This is a genomic window from Cellulomonas sp. Leaf395 (assembly GCF_001424125.1).
Classification (GTDB): domain Bacteria; phylum Actinomycetota; class Actinomycetes; order Actinomycetales; family Cellulomonadaceae; genus Cellulomonas.
The window spans coordinates 447,156-466,975 of record NZ_LMQI01000001.1 but is presented as its reverse complement, the minus strand read 5'-3'; the positions used below and the strand labels follow the sequence as shown (position 1 = coordinate 466,975).

The window sequence follows — 19,820 nt, the reverse complement described above, 5'->3', positions numbered from 1 at the left end:
ACGCACCGAAAGGGGGCCGTCCGGATCGGACGGCCCCCTTCTTCGTGGGCGGGATCAGCCGAAGCGCCCCGAGATGTAGTCCTCCGTGGCCTGCACGCGCGGCGAGGAGAAGATCGTCGCCGTGTCGTCGATCTCCACCAGCCGGCCCGGCTCGCCCGTGGCGGCCAGGTTGAAGAACGCGGTCCGGTCGGAGACGCGAGCGGCCTGCTGCATGTTGTGCGTGACGATGACGATCGTGTAGTCGGCCTTGAGCTCGGCGATGAGGTCCTCGATCGCGAGCGTCGAGATGGGGTCCAGCGCCGAGCACGGCTCGTCCATGAGGAGCACCTGCGGCTTGACCGCGATGGCGCGGGCGATGCACAGACGCTGCTGCTGGCCGCCCGAGAGCCCCGAGCCCGGCCGGTTGAGCCGGTCCTTGACCTCGTTCCAGAGGTTGGCTCCGCGCAGCGAGGCCTCGACGACGTCCTGGGCGTCTCCCTTGGAGATGCGCTTGTTGTTCAGCTTGATGCCGGCCAGCACGTTCTCCGCGATCGACATCGTCGGGAACGGGTTGGGGCGCTGGAACACCATGCCGACCTGCCGGCGCACGGCAACCGGGTCGATGTCGGACCCGTACAGGTCGACGCCGTCCATCGCGACGCTGCCCTGCACGTAGGCACCCGGGATGACCTCGTGCATGCGGTTCAGCGTCCGCAGGAAGGTCGACTTCCCGCAGCCCGACGGGCCGATGAACGCGGTCACCGAGCGGGGCTCGACCGCCATCCCCACGTCGGCCACGGCCCGGAAGTCGCCGTAGAAGATGTTCAGGTCCTTGACGTCGATGCGCTGTGCCATGGGTCTGTCTTTCAGCCGAGGTTCTTGGGGGCGAAGAAGCGGGTGATCAGGCGGCCGATGAGGTTGAGCAGCATGACGATGATGATCAGCGTCAGCGCCGCGGCCCAGGCCCGGTCGTAGTTGATGGTCGGGATGCACTCGAGGTCGCCGGGCGTGCAGGGCACGAGGCCCTGCGAGTACTGCCGGTAGACGTAGACCGGGAGCGTCATCATCCGGCCCTCGAAGAGGTTGAAGTTGATCGAGTCGATGACGCCGACCGTGATGAGCAGCGGCGCGGTCTCGCCGATGATGCGGGCGATCGCGAGCGTGATCCCGGTACCGATCCCGGCGATCGAGGTGCGCAGGACGACCTTGATGACCACGAGCCAGCGGGGCACGCCCAGCGCGAGGGCGGCCTCGCGCAGCTCGTTGGGCACCAGCCGCAGCATCTCCTCGCACGAGCGCACGACGACCGGGATCATCAGCACGCTGAGCGCGACGGAGCCGACGACGCCCATGCGGACGCCCGGCCCGAGGACCACGGCGAACAGCGCATAGGCGAACAGGCCGGCGACGATCGACGGGATCCCTGTCATCACGTCGACGAAGAACGTCACCGAGCGGGCGAGCGAGCCGCGGCCGTACTCCACCAGGTAGATGGCGGTGAGCAGGCCGATCGGGACCGAGATGAGCGTCGCGAACAGTGTGATCTCGAGCGTGCCGATGATCGCGTGGTAGATGCCGCCCGCGTCCATGCCGCCGTACACCCCGCGCATCGAGTGCGTGAGGAAGTAGGCGTTGAAGCGCTCGATGCCGTTCACGAGCACGGTCCAGGAGACCGAGATCAGCGGCAGCATCGCGAGCACGAAGGCGCCGTAGATCAGCCCCTTCATCAGGCGGTCCTTGCGGTGCCGGCCCTTGTCGACCTGGCGCAGGAGCGCACGCAGCTCGGCGTTGCCCTCCGGGAGCGTGGTGGCGGTCATCAGTTGGCTCCCGAGAAGTCCTTGCGGCGCGCGACGATCGCGCGGGCGGCCATGTTGACGACGAGCGTGATGACGAACAGCGCGAGGCCCGTGGCGATCAGCGCGGAGACGCCCAGCGGGTTGGCCTCGGGGAACTGCGCGGCGATGTTGGCCGCGATCGTCTGCTGCTGGCCGGCCTCGAGCAGCTGGAACGAGTAGAGGAACCCGGGCGACAGGATCATCAGGACCGCCATCGTCTCGCCTAGGGCGCGACCGAGGCCGAGCATCGAGGCGGACACGATGCCGGAGCGGGCGAACGGCAGGACCGCGACCCGGATCATCTCCCAGCGCGTGGCCCCCAGAGCGAGCGCCGCCTCCTCGTGCAGGCGAGGGGTCTGAAGGAACACCTCGCGGCTCACGGCCGTGATGATCGGCAGGATCATCACCGCGAGGACCAGGCCCACGGTCATGAGCACGCGGGCGGTGGGCGAGACCGTCCCCGCGAAGAACGGGATGAAGCCGAGGTACTCGTTGAGCCACGCCCAGATCGGCTTGACCATCGGCGCGAGCACCAGGCCGCCCCACAGGCCGTAGACCACCGACGGGATCGCCGCGAGCAGGTCGACGAGGTAGCCGAGGCCCGAGGCGAGCCGGCGCGGCGCGTAGTGCGAGGTGAACAGGGCGATCCCCAGCGCGATCGGCGTCGCGATGACCAGCGCGAGGGCCGCGGCGAGGACCGTGCCGAAGATCAGCGGGCCCACGAAGTCGAGGAGCGAGGTCGCCTCGCCCATCCACGAGACCTCCTCGGTGAGCTCGGCCGCCGGCGTGGTCAGCGCGGGCCACGCGCGCAGCACCAGGAAGGCGGCGACCGCGACGAGCACGACGAGGATGAGCGCGCCGGCGCCGGTCGCGGTCCACCGGAACAGCCGGCTGGCGCCCTTGTCGGCCGCACGCGTGCGACGGCGGCGACCGGGGCGAGGAGGCGCGGCATCCTCGGCCGGTCGCACGCCGTCCTGCGTCGGCGGGCTCTGGGTGCTGGTCACTTCTCTCCTGCTGCTCGTGGTGGGTGGTGCGCCGCCGGCGGCGGACCCGTCCTCCCCCCCGGGGGCGGGCCCGCCACCGGCGGGGGTGGTGGGGGCGGTTTCTCGACCCCCACCGGGTGGGACGTCAGGCCGCTGCGGTGATCGAGTCGATCGCTGCCTGGACGTCGGTGCGGAGCGCGTCGGAGAGCGGCGCGGAACCCGCAGCCTCTTCGGACGCGGACTGGCCCTCGGCGCTCACCACGTAGGTGAGGAAGCCCTTGACCAGGTCGGCCTGCTCGGCAGTGGCGTACTCGAGGCACGCGACCGAGTAGGACACGAGGATCAGCGGATAGGCGCCGGCCTCCGTCGTCTCACGGTCGATCTTGACGACGATGTCGCCGTCAGCGCGCTCCTCGTCCCGCGGGGAGGCGTCCACCGCGGCCGCGGCACCCTCCTCCGACGGGGCGACCCACTCCTCGCCGACCTTGATGCTCGCCACGCCGAGCGTGCCGACCGCCGAGTTGTCCGCGTACGTGATGGTGCCGTCGCCACCCTGGACCGTCTGGATGACGCCGGACGTGCCCTGGGCCGACTCGCCTCCCTCGATGGGCCAGTTGCCGTCGGCCTCGTACGCCCACACGCCGCCGGAAGCCTTCTCCAGGTAGTCCGTGAAGTTCTTCGTCGTGCCCGACTCGTCCGAGCGGTGCACGGGCGTGATCGCGGTCGCCGGGAGCGTGGCGTCGGGGTTCTCCGCCGCGATCTCGGGCGCGTCCCACGTGGTGATCTTGCCGTCGAAGATCCCCGCGACCGTGGCCGCCGAGAGGTTGAGCTCGGTGATGCCCTCGAGGTTGAAGACGACCGCGATCGGGCTGATGTAGACCGGGATGTCGATGGCGCCGGTGGTGCAGACGCCCTTGGCCTGCTCGAGCTCCTCGCTCGTCAGCGCCGAGTCGGTGCCGGCGAACTGGACCGAGCCGTCGAGGAACTGGGTGCGACCGCCGCCGGAGCCGACGGGGTCGTAGTTGACGTTGACGTCCGGGTTGGCGCTCTGGAAGCCGGCACGCCAGGCGTCCATCGCCTTCTCCTGCGACGTGGCGCCGGCGCCGTTCAGGTCACCGCTGAGCGTGGCCGCGTCGGGGGCGGCTGCGACCTCGCCGGACCCGGTGGGGTCGTCCGATCCGCAGGCCGCGAGGGAGAGGGCGACGGCGCCGGTGAGGGCGATCGCGCCGATCCGGCCGTGGAGGGAGAGCTTCACTGTGTTCCGTCCTGTCGATCAGGTGCGCACCGATGCGTGCGCGGCGATGCTGACCGTAGGAAGTGGACGTGACCGGGTGGACGGCATCCGGTGAACCCCAGGTGAACGGTGGCCGACGAGTCGGACGGCCACCGTCGTGGCAGGTGAGCGCGCCGGACAGCACAGTGCCCCGCGCGCCGGGGGGGCGGGCGGGGCACCGTCGACGAGGTCTACTGCTCGCCGTCGTCGGTGAGCTTGTAGCCCAGACCCCGGACCGTCAGCAGGAGGCTGGGGTTGGCGGGGTCGGTCTCGATCTTGGCGCGGACCCGCTTGACGTGGACGTCGAGCGTCTTGGTGTCGCCGACGTAGTCCGAGCCCCAGATGCGGTCGATCAGCTGGCCGCGCGTCAGCACCCGGCCCGCGTTGCGGAGCAGGAGCTCGAGCAGCTCGAACTCCTTGAGCGGGAAGGCGACCAGCTCGTCACGGACCCGGACGGTGTGCCGCTCGACGTCCAGCCGCACGGGTCCGGCGACCAGCAGCTCGTCGTCGTCCTGCAGGTCCAACGGCACGGGAGCCCCGAGCCCGACCACGACCGACCCCCGACGGCGCAGCACCGCGCGGACGCGTGCAAGCAGCTCGCGCGACGAGTACGGCTTGGTGACGTAGTCGTCGGCGCCCAGCTCGAGGCCGACCACCTTGTCGATCTCGTCGTCCTTGGCGGTGAGCATGATGACGGGGACGTCACTGACCAGGCGCAGGCGGCGGCACACCTCGGTGCCGGACAGCCCCGGGAGCATGAGGTCCAGGAGCACCAGGTCGGCGCCGTGCTCGTCGAACTTCGTGAGCGCCTCCGGGCCGGTCGCGGCCGCGACCACGTCGAAGCCCTCGCGCTCCAGCTGGTACGTCAGCGGGTCCCGGTAGGACTCCTCGTCCTCGACGAGCAGGATCCGGGTCATGACGCGCTCCGGCGCACGTGCGCTCCTTCGGTGGCCGTGAGGTGCAGCCCTGGCAGCCCGGTCACGGTCGAGGCCGTGTCACCCTCCGCGCGCGGCAGGCGCAGCGTGAAGGTCGACCCGCGGCCCGGCTGCGACCAGACGGTGACCTCGCCACCATGGTCCGCCGCGACGTGCTTGACGATGGACAGGCCCAGACCTGTGCCGCCGGTGTCGCGTGAGCGTGCGGGGTCCACACGGTAGAAGCGTTCGAACACGCGCTCCTGCTCGGCCGCGGTGATGCCGATCCCCTCGTCGACCACCGMGATCTCCACCAGCTCGCCGTCGGTGCGTACGCCCACGCCGACGTGCGACGCCTCGCCGGAGTACGCGACGGCGTTGTCCAGCAGGTTGCGCACGGCGGTGACCAGCAGGTCGTGCTGGCCGAGCACGTGGGTGCCACGCACCCCGCCGATGTCGAGCCGGACGTGCTTGGCCTCGGCGGTCGTGCGGGCGCGGTCGACGGCCTCGACGAGGACCCTGTCGACGTCGACCAGCCCGACCTGGCCGAGCGCCCCGGCCACCTGGAGCCGGGACAGCTCGATGATCTCGTGCACCAGAGCCGACAAACGCGTGGCCTCCGCCTGCATCCGACCGGCGAACCGGCGGACGGCCTCCGGGTCGTCGGCGGCGTCTTGCACCGTCTCGGCGAGCAGCGCGAGCGCACCCACCGGGGTCTTGAGCTCGTGCGACACGTTGACCACGAAGTCGCGCCGGATCGCCTCGAGACGTCGCGCCTGGGTCAGGTCCTCCGCCAGCACGACGAGGTGGTCCGCGCTGACGTGCGCGACCCGCACCTGGACCATCAGCACACCCGGGCCCACGGGACCGCGCGGCACCTCGAGCACCTCGTCGCGGATCACCCCGTCGCGCCGCACCAGCGCGATCAGGTCACGGATCGCCGCCGGCGCGATGCGACCGTCGCGCACGATGCCGAGGGCGTGGGCCGGCGCGCTCGCCCGCACCACCTGGTCGGACTCGTCGAGCACCACTGCGGCCGAGCGGAGCACCGCGAGCGTGCGCACCAGGCCGTCGTCGAGCGCGGGCCGCGGCGGCTCCGGCGCACCGCGCTGCGACCGCTCGCTCCATCGGAACGCCAGGGTCGCCCAGACGCCCACCAGCAGCCCGAGGCCGCCGGCGAGGAGGAGCATGAGCCCGTCGATCCCGTCCACGGGACTCACCCTAGGACGCGCCGAACGGTGCGCCGCGCCGATGTGGCCCCTGCGCGCCACGCCGCCGTCGAGCGTTCACCGACCGTTCACCCGGGGCCGCTCGTGCGAGCGGGCCCCGGGTACCCGACCGGTCTCAGCCGAACGTCTCCTTCAGCAGCGACTTCTCGGCGTCCGTCAGGTTGGTGGCGACGAGCGTGCTGTGCAGACCGTGCATCCGCTCGCCCAGGCGGTCCATGTCGGCGCCCTCGGTCACGGCGCACAGGAGCGACGTCCCCTCCGTGATCTGCCCGCGGATGTTGTCCAGGTCTGACTCGGTGATGCCGACCGCCGAGACGGCCTTCGCGATCGCCCCGGCGGCCGCACCCACGGCCGCACCGAGGAGAGGCACGAAGAAGAGGCTGCCGAACAGCAGACCCCAGAACGCGCCCCAGCCGGTACCGCGCACCTTGTCGTCGTGCGAGTGGTGCATCTCGGGCTTCGCGGCGCCGACCGGCCAGCTGATGACCGCGTGGTCGTCGATCTTGACCAGACCGTCGCTCGCCGCACCCTTCAGCGCCGCGACCGCCTTCTGCGCGCCGTCGGCGGTCTCGAACTTCCATGCCGTGAATGTCGTCATCGTCACTGCCCTTCCTGTCGGTCGATCTGTCGAACTGAGCTCAGCGGTTGGCCCGGGCGACCTCGTCACCGTGGACGGTCAAAGCCCACAGGATGAAGAAGTCCAGGACGATGGCGGTCAGCGACCACCACGGGGTGATGGGCAGCGACACGAACTGCGCGAGCAGGTTGACGATCACCAGCACGACCGCGAAGACCCGCGCCCAGCCCCGGCCGGCGAACAGCGCGAACCCGACGAAGAGCAGCAGGACACCGAGCGCCATCTGCACCCAGCCCCACGTCGAGACGTCCACGACCGCGATCCCGTTCGGTGACCACGAGACGACCGTCTTCGGTGAGAACGCCGCCACCGCCCCGGAGATGATGTTGAACAGTCCCTGGACCATGATCGCGAACGCCGCGAACCACACCCAGCCGACCCAGGCGGTCACCCTCTGTGCCATCGTGCAACTCCTCTTGATGGGTTGTCAGATCCCTGCGATGCCATCGTCGGTCATCGTGGCCCGATGACCAGCAGCAGGACCGAGACGACACTATGTCGTGCGGCTCGGGGCCGCGCTCGACGCACGCTCACGGCGGTCGGCACCGACTCACCCATGGACGACCCCCTGTGCTGGAGACGATCTCCTCGCAGGTTAGGGCTTCGCGCGGCCCGGCAGGGGACGAATCCGCCACGGACCGCCCTTGCGAGCCGGTCCCACCTCAACGGCCGTCGTCCGTTCACCTGCACGCGCCCGTCCGTTCACCTGTCGATGGCAGCCTGACGAGGCGCGCGGCACCTGCCGTCGCGGCACGAGAGGGAGCACATGCGGGACATCTTCGACGCCGAGCTGCAGCAGCTGGGCGAGGACCTGGCGGCGATGAGCGGCCGGGTCGAGCACGCCATCACCAACGCCGGCATCGCGCTGCTCACCGCGGACCTCGCGCTCGCGGAGTCCGTGATCGCCGACGACCTGGCCATCGACGCCATCGAGCGCGACCTCGACGAGCGCTGCGTCCTGCTGCTCGCGCAGCAGCAGCCCGTCGCCACGGACCTGCGGATCGTCGTGTCGGCCCTGCGGATGAGCGCGACCCTGGAGCGCATGGGCGACCTGGCCCGGCACGTCGCCCAGGTGGCCCGCGGCCGGTACCCCCGGCACGCCGTGCCGCAGGCCCTGTCCGGCACGTTCGCCGAGATGCACGACGCCGCCGTCCGCGTCGCCCGACGCACCACCACGCTGCTGAACAGCCGCGAGATCCAGCTGGCCGAGAGCATCGAGCAGGACGACGACCTTCTCGACGAGCTGCACGAGGACACGTTCGCGGCCCTGCTGGGCGGGTCCTGGGCCGGTTCCACGCAGGAGACCATCGACGTCACGCTGCTCGGCCGCTACTACGAGCGGTTCGGCGACCACGGCGTCTCGGTCGCGCGCCGCGTGACGTACCTGGTGACGGGCGCGGCCCGCCAGGAGCTGGACCGCACCGCCGGCTGACGCCTCTCCACACAGCAACGTCCGCACTCCTGAGGTTTCCCACCTCAGGAGTGCGGACGTCGTGGTCTGTTGCGGGTCAGCGGCCCTGGTTCGCTACCGCCTTGATGGCCTCCGCGGCGGCCTCCGGGTCGAGGTACGTGCCGCCCGGGTTGGTGGGCTTCAGCGTCTCCTCGTCGAGCGTGTACAGCAGCGGGATGCCGGTGGGGATGTTGATGCCGGCGATGGTGCTGCTGTCGACGTCGTCGAGGTGCTTGACCAGGGCGCGGATCGAGTTGCCGTGCGCCGCGACCAGGACGGTCTTGCCGGACTGCAGGTCGGGGATGATGTCCGACTCCCAGTAGGGCAGCGCACGCTCGAGCACGTTCGACAGGGCCTCCGCGCGCGGGATCGGCTCGCCGGCGTACCGCGGGTCCGTGTCCTGCGAGAACTCCGAGCCCAGCTCGATGTCCGGCGGCGGGAAGTCGTAGGAGCGGCGCCAGAGCATGAACTGCTCCTCGCCGTACTCCTCGAGCGTCTGCTTCTTGTCCTTGCCCTGCAGCGCGCCGTAGTGGCGCTCGTTCAGGCGCCAGGAGCGCTTGACGGGGATCCAGTGCCGGTCGGCGGCGTCGAGCGCGAGGTTGGCGGTCGTGATGGCCCGGCGCAGCAGCGACGTGTGCACGACGTCGGGCAGCACGCCCGCGTCCGTCAGCAGCGTCCCGCCGCGGACGGCCTCCGCGGTGCCCTTCTCCGAGAGGGGCACGTCCACCCAGCCGGTGAACAGGTTCTTGGCGTTCCACTCGCTCTCGCCGTGGCGGAGCAGCACGAGGGTGTAGGTCATGGGTCCATCCTGCCGCAGTGGTCTGCAGACGTCCCGGGACGTCCGACCCACGGTCACGACCGCACGCGCGACGCCCGCTCCTCGCCGGCCACCGAGTACACCTTGAGCATCTGGTCCGCCGTGGTCTCCCAGCCGAACCGCTCGGCCACCTGCCGCGCACCCACCGCGTACCGTGCACGGTCCTCGGACGAGGCCAGCACGTCGGCGAGGACGTCGGCCCACACCTCGGGGTCGTGCCCCCGGACCAGCCGGCCCGACACGTCGTGGTCGACGATCGTGCGCAGCCCTCCGACGCACGCCGCGACCACCGGGACACCGCTGGCCTGGGCCTCGGCGGCGACGAGGCCGAACGACTCGCTGCGCGACGGCATCGCGACCACATCGGCCGCGTGGTACCAACGCGCGAGGGTCTCGCGGTCCGCCGGCGGGTGCACGACGACGTCGTCGGGGACGCCGCTCAGGGCCGCGAGCGCCTGGAGCTCCTTGACGGCGCTGGACCGTCCCGACGGGCCGCCGAGCACCACGAGGAGCGGGACCGGCCGGCCGGTGGCCCGCAGCACGCCCAGCGCGCTGACCAGCACGTCCGGGGCCTTCAACGCCTGGACGCGGCCGGCGAAGAGCACGATCTGGCGGTCGGTCGGCAGGCCCAGCGACCGCCGCGCCTCCAGACGGTCGCCCGGCACGAAGCGGTCCAGGTCCACACCGGGCTCGACGACGTGCACGCGGGCGGGGTCCGCGCCGTAGAGCTCGACCAGCTCCTCGGCCTCGACCGGGGTGCTGGCCACCAGCGCGTCGGCCTCCTGCACCAGCTGCTCCTCGCCGACCACGCGCTGGGTGGGCTCGGCCGTGTCGCCGGGGGCCAGGGACGCGTTCTTCACGCGCGCCAGCGTGTGGGCGGTGTGCACCAGCGGCACCTCCCACCGGTCGGCCGCGATCTGGCCGACCTGGCCGGACAGCCAGTAGTGGGAGTGCACGACGTCGTACCAGCCGGGCCGGCGCGCCGCCTCCCAGCGGAGCACGCCTGCGGCCATGCCGCACAGGACGCCCGGCAGGTCGTTCTTGTCGAGCCGCTCGAACGGGCCGGCGGGCACGTGGTGCACGAGGATCGGCGGCGTCACGCCGGGGCCGACCTGGTCGGCCAGCAGGACCGTGCGGGCGGCGTCCCCGACGATGGGACGCCCGAGCGCGTCCGCACCGGGCAGCAGCACCGTCTCCGGCTGGTCCGACGACGTCGCGCGCGTGAAGATCTCGACGCGCGCGCCGCGGGCCGCCAGGGCGCGCGCCAGCTCGAGCACGTACACGTTCATGCCGCCCGCGTCGCCGGTCCCGGGCTGGTCCAGAGGGGACGTGTGCACCGAGAGCATGGCGATACGCGGGGCGTGCTCGAGGGTCACGGGTGCTCCTGTTCGCGGACGGGTCTGCCCCCATTCTCCCGCACGGAGCAGCCGCAGGCGCGTCGCGGCCGGTGGGGGGTCAGCGCACGACGAGCAGGCGGGGTGTGGCGATCCACGGCAGGTAGGTGGGGTCGCCCGCAAAGGTGACGATGACCAGGGATGCCCTCGTGCCCTTCGGCAACGTCACGACCGCCGCGCCGCGGGGGTCCAGGGCGGCCGTCGCCTTCCGGACGCCGTTGACCCAGACGTCGACCGTGCCGGTGGGGGTGACCCCCTCGACGCCCGCGACCCGCACCTGGACGTCCTTGGGGTCGCCGCGGCGCACCGTCCAGTCGGTGCCGTCGGTGCGGACCGTCGGCACCGCCCTCGTCACCGTCAGCGACGCCGCTGCAGACGTCGAGCCGAGGACCGGCGGGGCGGCCGTCGGGGCGCCCCCGTAGACGGCGGTGACCGTGAACCGACCGGTGGCGACGTCCGCCGGGAGGCGGACCGTCGCCGTGCCGTCCGCGGCGAGCGGCACGGTGGCCACCGGCGTGCCGTCGACGAGCACCTGGACCGACCCGGTCGGCGACCCGCCCGTCACCTGGACCCTGGCGGTCACCGGGCTGCCGAGGACCGCGATGGACGACGAGAGCGACAGAAGGGTGGTCGACGCGACGGGCGGCGCCATCGAGTCGCCGACGACATCGGCCAGCAGGGGTCCTACGTCGCTCGCGTTGCCGGCGTCGTGGGTGCCGTCGCGCGTGGTCTCCGTGAGCCCGGCGATCCCCACGAGGGTCAGCGGGACGACGAGAGCCAGGGCGGCGAGGCCGGCGGGAACGGCGTTCCTGCGATCGGCTCGGCGCACGGTCACTCCCTGGTGACGTGGCCGGGCCCCAGTGCGCAGCCACTGGACGCGGGCTCCTACCAGGCCACGTTGCCTCGTCGACGCCTGCGACTGTTCGTCAGCGAATCACACAATGAGCTTCAGGGCGATCAGTCGCCGTTCGAGGCCGTCCGGCGGGGGCAGCACGCGGCTCAGCCCGTCGCTGAGTCTCCCGCACGGACCGGTCCCTCCCGGGCCGTCAGGCGGGCAGCACACAGGTGGGCGACGGAAGCTCGAGCGTGCTGACCACCGTTCCGTCGGCGGCGAGGACAGCCAGACCACCGGACACCTGCTCCGCGACGACAGTCCACCGGTCGACCACCTCGAGGTGCCGCGGCCATGCACCCGGCAGCGCGTCGTCGGCGACCGGCTCGAGCAGGCCGTCGGCGCGGATGGCGAACCGCGCGAGCACGTCCGACGCCCGCACCCCGACCAGCAGCCGGTCGCCGTCCCGGACGACGTGCGACGGCAGCCGGCGCTCCGCCGCGGGAACGGTCGTCGCCGGCACCGTCTGCACCAGCGTCCCGACGCCCCCACGCCATGCCAGCACCCGGACCGTGACGTCGAGCTCGCCGACCACGTAGGCGAACCGGCCGTCGGCGCTGAACGTCAGGTGCCGCGGCCCCTTCCCCGCAGGGAGAACTGCAGCGACGCCGTCCTCGACCAGCCGACCCTCCTCGCGGCGGTAGCGGCGGATCTCGTCGGTGCCCAGGTCCACCACCAGCACGAACGCGCCGCTCGGGTCGAGGGTGACGAAGTGCGCGTGCGGCGACTCCTGCCGGTCCTCGTCGGGACCCGACCCCACGTGCCCGAGCACCTGGGCCGGGCCGAGCGTCGCGAAACCGCCGTCCGCGTCGAGGGGCAGGACGCCAAGCGTGCCCGACGTGTAGTTGGCGACGAGCAGCGCGTCGCCATGGGCGTCCAGCACCAGGTGGCAAGGGTCGGCGCCACCCGACGGGACCGTCGCCCGGTGCACGAGCGTGTCGCCGACCACGTCGAACGCGCTGACCGTGCCGTCCGTCTGCTCGTTCACCGCGTACAGGACGGTGCCGCGCAGGGCGAGGAAGCTCGGCGACGGCGTCTCGACGGCCTGGCGCGCGTTGCTCAGCGCACCGGTCGCGGGATCGAGGTCGACCCGCCAGATCCCCTCCCCCTGACCGACGGGCGTCCCCGCGCCGGCGACGGGATAGGTACCGATCCACAAAAGTGTCTGCTGTGCGCTCACGGTCCCGGAGCCTACGGCGACACCCGTCCGCTCGCCCGTGCCGAACGCTGCTCATGCTCCGTCACGCCGGCTGACCGACCGGGACGTCCGCGTGATCGCGCGCCTGACCAACCGAACGGGTCAGGCGGTCTGGGTGCGGAGCCACTCCGCCGGATCTGTGAGGACCGTGGACAGGGCGGCCAGTGCGCCGCCGGTCATCGCCGGATACTGGCCGGCGCAGGCCCGGGAGACCTCCAGCGGCGACCAGGGCGCGAAGATCACCAGCTCGTCGAGCCGGGCGGCGACCTCGTCGTGCACGTGGTCGTACAGCTGGCCGAAGGTGCCGCCGAGCACCACCTCGCCGACGTCGACCACGTTCGCCACGTTGGCCAGCGCGACGCCGAGCGCGCGGGCGGCCTGCGCGACGGCGGACGCGGCCCGCTCGTCGCCGGCGTCGAGAGCGTCGAGCAGGGCGTCGAGGCGGGCGGTCGACGGCAGGCCCGCCGCGCGGAGCATGGCGTCCTGGCCGGCCAACGCCTCGAGGCTGCCGTCGGAGGCGTGCGGCCCGCGGAAGGCGTCGACGACGATGTGCCCGACCTCGCCGCTCCAGCCATGCCGGCCGGGGAAGATCTCGCCGTCCAGGACGATCGCGCCACCGATGCCGACCTCGCCCGAGACGTACGCGAAGCTCGGTGAGCCGCGGCGCGCGTGCGCCTCGGCGCGGGCGGCCAGGTTGGCCTCGTTGGCGACGCGCGGTGGGAACGCGCCGAGCGCCGGATGGGCGGACAGGGCCGCGACGACGTCGACGTCCCGCCATCCGAGGTTCGGCGCCACCCGCAGCGGACCGGTGACGCGGTCGACCAGGCCGGGCAGGGCAAGGACCGTGCCGGCGACGCGGACCCCCCTGCCGCACAGGCCGTCGATGACGGGAGCGACGAGCGCCGCGAGCCGGTCCAGGACGGTGCCGGCGTCGGCTCCGCGCAGGTCGTCGAGCTCGACGTGCTCGGCCAGCACGTCGCCGGCGAGGTCGATCGCGCGGACGCCCAGGTAGTCGACGTTGATCTCCATGCCGACGCCCCCGACCGTTCCCTGCGCGGGGGCCAGCGGGACGGCGGGGCGGCCCGCGCGCTGCGTCTGGGTCGGGTCGAGCTCGCGCACGAGGCGGGCCTCGATGAGGTGGTCCACGAGCCCGGAGACGGTCGCCCGGGCGAGCCCCTCGGAGGCGGCCAGCTGGGCCCGGGACGGCGGCTGCACCGCGTCGACGATGCCCCGCAGAGCGACCCCGAGGTTCTGGTCGCGCATCTGCGCCTGCCGGGCCACGCGCGACGGGTCGCGGGGTCCGGGTGTCGGCATGCGCTTGACCCTACCGGTTTCTCGGGATAAATTCATCCGGCAAACTAAACCGGATTCATCTCGATGAGGAGACGCGTGATGGCAGCGCAGCCCACCCGTGCAGACAAGTTCTCGTTCGGCCTCTGGACGGTCGGCTGGAACGCCCAGGACCAGTTCGGCTCGGCATCGCGCCCGTGGCTGGACCCGGTCGAGTCGGTCCACAAGCTGGCCGAGCTGGGCGCAGCGCACGTGACGTTCCACGACGACGACGTCGTCCCGTTCGGCTCCGACGACGCCGAGCGCGACAAGATCCTCGCCCGCTTCAAGGGCGCCCTCGACGAGACCGGCATCACCGTCGAGATGGTCACCACCAACACGTTCAGCCACCCGATCTTCAAGGACGGCGCGTTCACCTCGAACGACCGCCGCGTGCGCCGCTACGGCCTGCGCAAGGTCGTCCGCAACGTCGACCTCGCCGCCGAGCTGGGCGCGGACACGTTCGTCATGTGGGGTGGCCGCGAGGGTGCCGAGTACGACTCGGCCAAGGACCTCAACGCCGCGCACGACCGCTACGCCGAGGGCATCGACACCGTCGCCGCGTACATCAAGGAGAAGGGCTACAAGCTGCGCATCGCGCTCGAGCCCAAGCCGAACGAGCCCCGCGGCGACATCCTGCTGCCGACGATCGGCCACGCGATCGCGCTCATCGACCGCCTGGAGCACGCGGACATCGTCGGTCTCAACCCCGAGGTCGGGCACGAGCAGATGGCGGGCCTCAACTACACGCAGGGCATCGCTCTCGCGCTGTGGGCGGGCAAGCTCTTCCACATCGACCTCAACGGTCAGAAGTCCATCAAGTACGACCAGGACCTGGTCTTCGGCCACGGCGACCTCTTCTCCGCGTTCGCCACGGTCGACCTGCTCGAGAACGGCTTCCCGTCGGGGGGTCCGACGTACGACGGCCCGCGTCACTTCGACTACAAGCCGTCGCGCACCGAGGACTTCCAGGGAGTGTGGGACTCCGCGGCCGCCAACATGGCGACGTACCTGCTGCTCAAGGAGCGCGCGCAGGCGTTCCGCGCCGACCCCGAGGTGCAGGCGGCATTCGAGGAGTCCGGCGTGCTGGAGCTCTCGCAGCCGACGCTGGCCGAGGGCGAGACCCTGGCCGACCTGCTGAACGACCGCTCCGCCTACGAGGACCTCGACGTCGACGACGTCGCCGAGCGCGGCTTCGGCTTCGTCCGCCTCAACCAGCTGGCCCTCGAGCACGCCCTCGGCGCCCGCTGACCCGTCGCTCCCCCGGCGCCGCCCGCACCTGTGCGGGCGGCGCCTCCCACCCCTCTCGTTGCGTCCGCACTCCGTCGGGTTCCCACCCGCACGAGTGCGGACGTTGCGGGTTCGCCTGGAGGTACACATGGCTCTCGTCGCCGGCATCGACTCGTCGACGCAGTCCTGCAAGGTCGTCGTGCGCGACGCCGAGACCGGTGCGCTCGTGCGCACCGGGCGCGCGTCGCACCCCGACGGCACCGAGGTGGCGCCCCGGCACTGGTGGGACGCCCTGCAGTCCGCGATCGCCGGTGCGGGGGGTCTCGACGACGTCGCGGCGGTCTCGGTCGGCGGCCAGCAGCACGGGATGGTCGCGCTCGACTCCGGCGGCGAGGTGGTCCGTGACGCGCTGCTGTGGAACGACACGCGATCGGCACCGGCCGCCCTCGACCTCATCGAGGAGCTGGGTGGGCCGCAGGCGTGGGCCGACGCGGTCGGCTCCGTGCCCGTCGCGTCCCTCACCGTGACCAAGCTGCGCTGGCTGCGGGACGCCGAGCCGGAGAACGCCGCCCGCGTCGCCGCCGTCGCCCTCCCCCACGACTGGCTCACCTGGCGCCTCGCCGGGGCAACCGGCCTCGACGCGCTCGTGACCGACCGCTCCGACGCCTCCGGAACCGGCTACTGGTCCCCCGCGAGCGAGGACTACCGGCACGACCTGCTCGAGCTGGCGCTGGGGCACGACGCGCTCGTCCCCCGCGTGCTCGGTCCGGCCGACGCGGGCCCCCGGACCGTCGGCGGCGCCATCCTGGGACCCGGTGCGGGCGACAACGCCGCTGCGGCCCTCGCCCTGGGTCTGTTGCCAGGAGACGTCGCCGTGTCCATCGGCACCTCCGGCGTGGTGTCGGCGATCGCGTCGGCGGCGACGGCCGACGGATCGGGCCTGGTCACCGGGTTCGCCGACGCCGCCGGCGGGTTCCTCCCGCTCGCCTGCACGCTCAACGCCTCACGCGTGCTGGACGCCGCCGCCCGGATGCTCGGCGTCGACCACGCCGGCCTGTCCGCGCTGGCCCTGTCCGCACCCGCAGGCGCCGACGGGCTCGTCCTCGTGCCCTACCTGGAGGGTGAGCGCACCCCCAACAAGCCCGACGCGACCGGGGCGCTGCACGGCCTGCGCCTGGGCAACACGACGCCGGCGCACGTCGCGCGCGCCGCGGTCGAGGGCATGCTGTGCGCGCTCGCCGACGGCATCGACGCCCTGCGCGCGCAGGGCGTCGCGGTCGAGCGGCTGTTCCTCATCGGCGGAGGTGCGCAGTCCGCCGCCGTGCGGGAGATCGCGCCGTCGGTGCTCGGGCTCGACGTCCGCGCCCCGACGCCCGGCGAGTACGTCGCCGACGGGGCCGCCCGCCAGGCCGCGTGGGTGCTCTCCGGGTCCGCGACGGCGCCGTCGTGGAGCTCGGCCTCCGAGGCGACGGTGTTCACCGGCGAGCCGGTCGCGCGGGTCCGCGAGCAGTACGCCGCCGTGCGCGAGCTCACGGGCGTCCGACCCGCGTGACGGCATGACGAGAGCCCGGCACGGGGGGATGTGCCGGGCTCTCGTCGTGCCTGCGATGCGTCAGTGCGACGCGTCGTACGCGGCCTTGACCTCAGCGGAGATGCGGCCACGCTCGGACACGTGGTGCCCGTGCTCCTTGGCCCACTCACGGATCGCCTGGGCGTCGCTCGACGACGAGCGCCGCCCGCGAGCCGACGACGACTTCGCGGCGGTGCGGCCGCCGACCTTGCGTGCGTGACCGACCCACTGGGCAAACGCATCACGCAGCTCGCTCGCGTGACCGGCCGTCAGGTCGATCTCGTAGGTGACGCCATCGAGCCCGAACGTCACGGTCTCGTCTGCAGTTCCGCCGTCGAGGTCATCGACCAGCAGGACCTGGACCTTCTGCGCCATTGCGTACTCCATCTGACAGATGCGAGGGGGAAGAATGCTGTCCCGTTCACTATCGCATCGGCGCATTAAGGCGTCAAACCGCCGGAGGCGTTTCCTCTTTAATGCGTCGGGCCGCTGCAACTTCTGACTGCCGTTCGGCGGCGTCCATTCTTGCCATTGCCTGCCGCTCGGTGCGGTCGGCATTGACCAGGGCGCGGATGGCGAACCAGAACAGCAATCCCACGCCGATGGACGGGAGCAGGGCCGCCAGGGCTGTGAACAGGGGGTTCATGAGCCGAGCGGCTTCACGAGCGGGAACAGGATGGTCTCGCGGATTCCGAGCCCGGTGAGTGCCATGAGCAACCGGTCGATGCCGACCCCGATGCCACCCGTGGGCGGCAACGCGTACTCCACCGCCATGAGAAAGTCCTCATCGATGCGCATCGCCTCGTCGTCGCCCGCAGCCGCCAGCAACGCCTGCGCCTCGAAGCGCTTCCGCTGGATCACCGGGTCGACGAGCTCGGAATAGCCGGTCGCGAGCTCGACCCCGCGCACATAGAGATCCCACTTCTCGACGACTCCCGGGATGCTGCGGTGCTCGCGCACGAGCGGGCTCGTCTCCACGGGGAAATCACGCACGAATGTGGGCGCAAACAGATGGTCACCCACCTGGTTCTCCCACAGCAGCTCGACCAGCTTGCCGTGGCTGACGCGCTTCGGGTCCGCCTCGACCCCCAGCTTGTCCGCGTACACCGAGAGCACGTCGAGGCTGGTCTCCGGCGTGATCAGCTCACCGAGCGACTCCGACAGCGACCCGTACATGCTCAGCTGGGCCCACTCGCCCCCGAGGTCGTACTCCTCGCCGTCGGGCATCACCACCACGGAGGTGCCGAGCACGTCCTGGGCCGCCGTCTGCACCAGGTCCTGGGTCAGCGCCGCCATCGTGTCGTAGTCGCCGTAGGACTCGTACGCCTCGAGCATCGCGAACTCCGGCGAGTGCGTGGAGTCGGCACCCTCGTTGCGGAAGTTGCGGTTGATCTCGAACACCCGCTCCATGCCGCCGACCAGGGCCCGCTTGAGGAACAGCTCGGGCGCGATCCGCAGGTACAGGTCCAGGTCGAACGCATTCATGTGCGTGACGAACGGCCGCGCCGTGGCACCGCCCGGCTGCGTCTGCAGCATCGGCGTCTCGATCTCGATGAAGTCGCGGCCGTGGAGGTTGTCCCGCAGCGACCGCATCAGCGCCGGGCGCTGGCGGGCCGTCTCGCGGGCCTTCGGGCGCACGATGAGGTCGACGTAGCGCTGCCGGACCCGCGCCTCCTCGGTAAGCTCCACGCCCTCGTACAGGTTGGGCAGCGGACGCAGCGACTTGGCGGCCAGCTGCCACTCGTCGGCGAACACCGAGAGCTCACCGCGCCGGGACGCGATCACGCGACCGTGCACGAACAGGTGGTCGCCCAGGTCGACGTCGGTCTTGAACGCCGCCAGCCGCTCCTCGCCGACCGCCGCGAGGCTGAACATGGCCTGCAGTCGGTTGCCCTCGCCGTCCTGCAGGGTGGCGAAGCACAGCTTGCCGCCGATCCGTACGAACACCACCCGGCCGGCGACACCGACCTCGTCGTCCGTCTCCTGCCCCGGCTCGAGGTCCGGATGCTCCGCGCGCACCTGCGCGATCGTGTGGGTGCGCGGCACCCCGACCGGGTACGCCTCGACGCCTGCCGCGAGCAGCCGGTCCCGCTTCTCGCGCCGCACCCGGATCTGCTCGGGTACGTCGTCAGTGGCCGGGGTGCTCTGGGGGGTCTCGCTCACCGGGTGATCTTACCGGCGCTCTCCTGTGAGTCCGGGCTCGAGGTCGAGGGCCAGGTCGAGGATCGGCGACGAGTGCGTGAGGCCGCCCACCGACAGGTAGTCGACCCCCGTCGACGCCACCTCCCGGGCGCGGTCGAGCGTCAGGTTGCCCGTGGCCTCCAGCTCGACGCCCGCGTCGACGGCTCGCACCGCCGCGACGACCTCGGTCAGCAGCGGCGTCGGCATGTTGTCCAGGAGCAGGAACCGCGCGCCGGCCGCGACGGCTTCCAGCGCCTGGTCGAGCGTGTCCGCCTCGACCTGGACGGTCACGTCGGGGAACCGCTCCTGGACGGCCGCGACGGCCGCGGAGACGGATCCCGCGGCGACCACGTGGTTGTCCTTGACCATCGCGACGTCGTACAGCCCCATGCGCTTGTTGGTGCCACCCCCGCAGCGCACCGCGTACTTCTCCAGCGCCCGCAGCCCGGGAGTCGTCTTGCGGGTGTCCAGGACGAGCGCGCCCGTGCCCTCCAGCGCGTCCGCCCAGCGGCGTGTGTGAGTCGCGACGCCCGACGCCCGCGACGCGAGGTTGAGCAGCGTCCGCTCCGCGACGAGGAGCACCTGCACCGGACCGGTCAGCACCGCCAGCACGTCACCGCGCGACACCCGGGTGCCGTCCGGGACACGCTGATCCACCGTCGGGACGGGCAGCCCGAGTCGTGCGGCAACCTGTCCGACAACCTCGGGGGCCACCACCAGACCCGCGACGACCCCGTCCTGCCGAGCCACGAGGTCCGCGGCACCGACGGCCTCCGGCGGGATGGTCGACTGAGTCGTCACGTCCCGGCCCGGCGCCGGACCGAGGTCCTCGTCGAGGGCGGTCGTCACGATCCGCGCGATCCATGCAGGGTCCAGTCCGGGCTCGATCACGCCGGTCACGCTAGCCTG

General features: G+C 72.0%; 20 protein-coding genes. 3 read left to right on the top strand and 17 right to left on the bottom strand.

Annotated elements, in window-relative coordinates; genetic code table 11:
• Positions 1 to 54 precede the first annotated feature (54 nt).
• From pstB to ASG23_RS02180, 8 genes are all read right to left on the bottom strand, one after another.
• A complete protein-coding gene (gene pstB, locus ASG23_RS02215) occupies positions 55 to 834 on the bottom strand; it encodes a phosphate ABC transporter ATP-binding protein PstB (protein WP_056019419.1) in 780 nt (259 codons plus the stop codon).
• 11 nt (positions 835 to 845) lie between these two features.
• On the bottom strand, positions 846 to 1,796 hold the full coding sequence (gene pstA, locus ASG23_RS02210) for a phosphate ABC transporter permease PstA (protein WP_056019416.1): 951 nt from the start codon (positions 1,794 to 1,796) through the stop codon (positions 846 to 848).
• On the bottom strand, positions 1,796 to 2,818 hold the full coding sequence (gene pstC, locus ASG23_RS02205) for a phosphate ABC transporter permease subunit PstC (protein ID WP_056019413.1): 1,023 nt from the start codon (positions 2,816 to 2,818) through the stop codon (positions 1,796 to 1,798). The genes pstA and pstC overlap by 1 nt, the downstream gene beginning before the upstream one ends.
• A gap of 124 nt (positions 2,819 to 2,942) precedes the next feature.
• Complete coding sequence (gene pstS / locus ASG23_RS02200; protein WP_056019410.1) at positions 2,943 to 4,052, bottom strand: phosphate ABC transporter substrate-binding protein PstS; 1,110 nt, start codon at positions 4,050 to 4,052, stop codon at positions 2,943 to 2,945.
• Positions 4,053 to 4,261: 209 nt separating this feature from the next.
• Positions 4,262 to 4,987, bottom strand: a complete 726-nt coding sequence (locus ASG23_RS02195) for a response regulator transcription factor (protein WP_056019406.1) — start codon at positions 4,985 to 4,987, stop codon at positions 4,262 to 4,264.
• Positions 4,984 to 6,195: a sensor histidine kinase gene (locus tag ASG23_RS02190; protein WP_056019403.1), complete on the bottom strand. Its 1,212-nt coding sequence runs from the start codon at positions 6,193 to 6,195 to the stop codon at positions 4,984 to 4,986. Before ASG23_RS02190 ends, ASG23_RS02195 begins: the two co-directional genes overlap by 4 nt.
• A gap of 133 nt (positions 6,196 to 6,328) precedes the next feature.
• Positions 6,329 to 6,811, bottom strand: coding sequence for a DUF1269 domain-containing protein (locus ASG23_RS02185; protein WP_056020678.1), 483 nt, complete (start codon positions 6,809 to 6,811; stop codon positions 6,329 to 6,331).
• A 40-nt stretch (positions 6,812 to 6,851) separates the two neighbouring features.
• Complete coding sequence (locus tag ASG23_RS02180) at positions 6,852 to 7,253, bottom strand: DUF7144 family membrane protein (protein WP_056019400.1); 402 nt, start codon at positions 7,251 to 7,253, stop codon at positions 6,852 to 6,854.
• 363 nt (positions 7,254 to 7,616) lie between these two features.
• Here ASG23_RS02180 and phoU point away from each other — a divergent pair, with 363 nt between their 5' ends.
• The gene (phoU, locus tag ASG23_RS02175; RefSeq protein WP_056019397.1) at positions 7,617 to 8,282 is read left to right on the top strand and encodes a phosphate signaling complex protein PhoU; all 666 of its coding nucleotides are present in this window, start codon (positions 7,617 to 7,619) and stop codon (positions 8,280 to 8,282) included.
• A 76-nt stretch (positions 8,283 to 8,358) separates the two neighbouring features.
• On the opposite strand, the gene ASG23_RS02170 is transcribed toward phoU, so the two are convergent.
• The 5 genes from ASG23_RS02170 to ASG23_RS02150 form a co-directional block, all read right to left on the bottom strand.
• The gene (locus ASG23_RS02170) at positions 8,359 to 9,099 is read right to left on the bottom strand and encodes a phosphoglyceromutase (RefSeq protein ID WP_056019393.1); all 741 of its coding nucleotides are present in this window, start codon (positions 9,097 to 9,099) and stop codon (positions 8,359 to 8,361) included.
• Positions 9,100 to 9,152: 53 nt separating this feature from the next.
• The gene (locus ASG23_RS02165; protein ID WP_056019390.1) at positions 9,153 to 10,493 is read right to left on the bottom strand and encodes a glycosyltransferase; all 1,341 of its coding nucleotides are present in this window, start codon (positions 10,491 to 10,493) and stop codon (positions 9,153 to 9,155) included.
• 79 nt (positions 10,494 to 10,572) lie between these two features.
• Positions 10,573 to 11,340, bottom strand: coding sequence for an Ig-like domain-containing protein (locus ASG23_RS02160; RefSeq protein ID WP_157465479.1), 768 nt, complete (start codon positions 11,338 to 11,340; stop codon positions 10,573 to 10,575).
• A gap of 217 nt (positions 11,341 to 11,557) precedes the next feature.
• Entirely contained in the window at positions 11,558 to 12,583 is a 1,026-nt protein-coding gene (locus tag ASG23_RS02155; RefSeq protein ID WP_056019384.1) for a lactonase family protein, read from the bottom strand.
• A 120-nt stretch (positions 12,584 to 12,703) separates the two neighbouring features.
• Entirely contained in the window at positions 12,704 to 13,915 is a 1,212-nt protein-coding gene (locus ASG23_RS02150) for an ROK family protein (RefSeq protein WP_056019381.1), read from the bottom strand.
• Positions 13,916 to 13,993: 78 nt separating this feature from the next.
• Between ASG23_RS02150 and xylA the strand changes: the two genes are divergently transcribed.
• Both xylA and xylB read left to right on the top strand, forming a co-directional pair.
• Complete coding sequence (gene xylA / locus ASG23_RS02145; protein ID WP_056019378.1) at positions 13,994 to 15,181, top strand: xylose isomerase; 1,188 nt, start codon at positions 13,994 to 13,996, stop codon at positions 15,179 to 15,181.
• 127 nt (positions 15,182 to 15,308) lie between these two features.
• Positions 15,309 to 16,712 (top strand): xylulokinase, encoded by a 1,404-nt coding sequence (gene xylB / locus ASG23_RS02140; protein WP_056019375.1) that lies wholly within the window; start codon positions 15,309 to 15,311, stop codon positions 16,710 to 16,712.
• Positions 16,713 to 16,772: 60 nt separating this feature from the next.
• Here the strand turns inward: xylB and ASG23_RS02135 are convergent, their stop codons facing one another.
• The 4 genes from ASG23_RS02135 to nadC form a co-directional block, all read right to left on the bottom strand.
• Positions 16,773 to 17,105 carry a histone-like nucleoid-structuring protein Lsr2 gene (locus ASG23_RS02135; RefSeq protein WP_056019372.1) on the bottom strand — a complete coding sequence of 111 codons (333 nt, stop codon included), beginning with the start codon at positions 17,103 to 17,105 and terminating at the stop codon, positions 16,773 to 16,775.
• A gap of 73 nt (positions 17,106 to 17,178) precedes the next feature.
• The gene (locus ASG23_RS19380) at positions 17,179 to 17,376 is read right to left on the bottom strand and encodes a hypothetical protein (RefSeq protein ID WP_082515674.1); all 198 of its coding nucleotides are present in this window, start codon (positions 17,374 to 17,376) and stop codon (positions 17,179 to 17,181) included.
• A complete protein-coding gene (lysS, locus tag ASG23_RS02130) occupies positions 17,373 to 18,893 on the bottom strand; it encodes a lysine--tRNA ligase (RefSeq protein WP_056019369.1) in 1,521 nt (506 codons plus the stop codon). Before lysS ends, ASG23_RS19380 begins: the two co-directional genes overlap by 4 nt.
• A 9-nt stretch (positions 18,894 to 18,902) precedes the next feature.
• Positions 18,903 to 19,799 carry a carboxylating nicotinate-nucleotide diphosphorylase gene (gene nadC / locus ASG23_RS02125; RefSeq protein WP_056020673.1) on the bottom strand — a complete coding sequence of 299 codons (897 nt, stop codon included), beginning with the start codon at positions 19,797 to 19,799 and terminating at the stop codon, positions 18,903 to 18,905.
• Positions 19,800 to 19,820 lie beyond the last annotated feature (21 nt).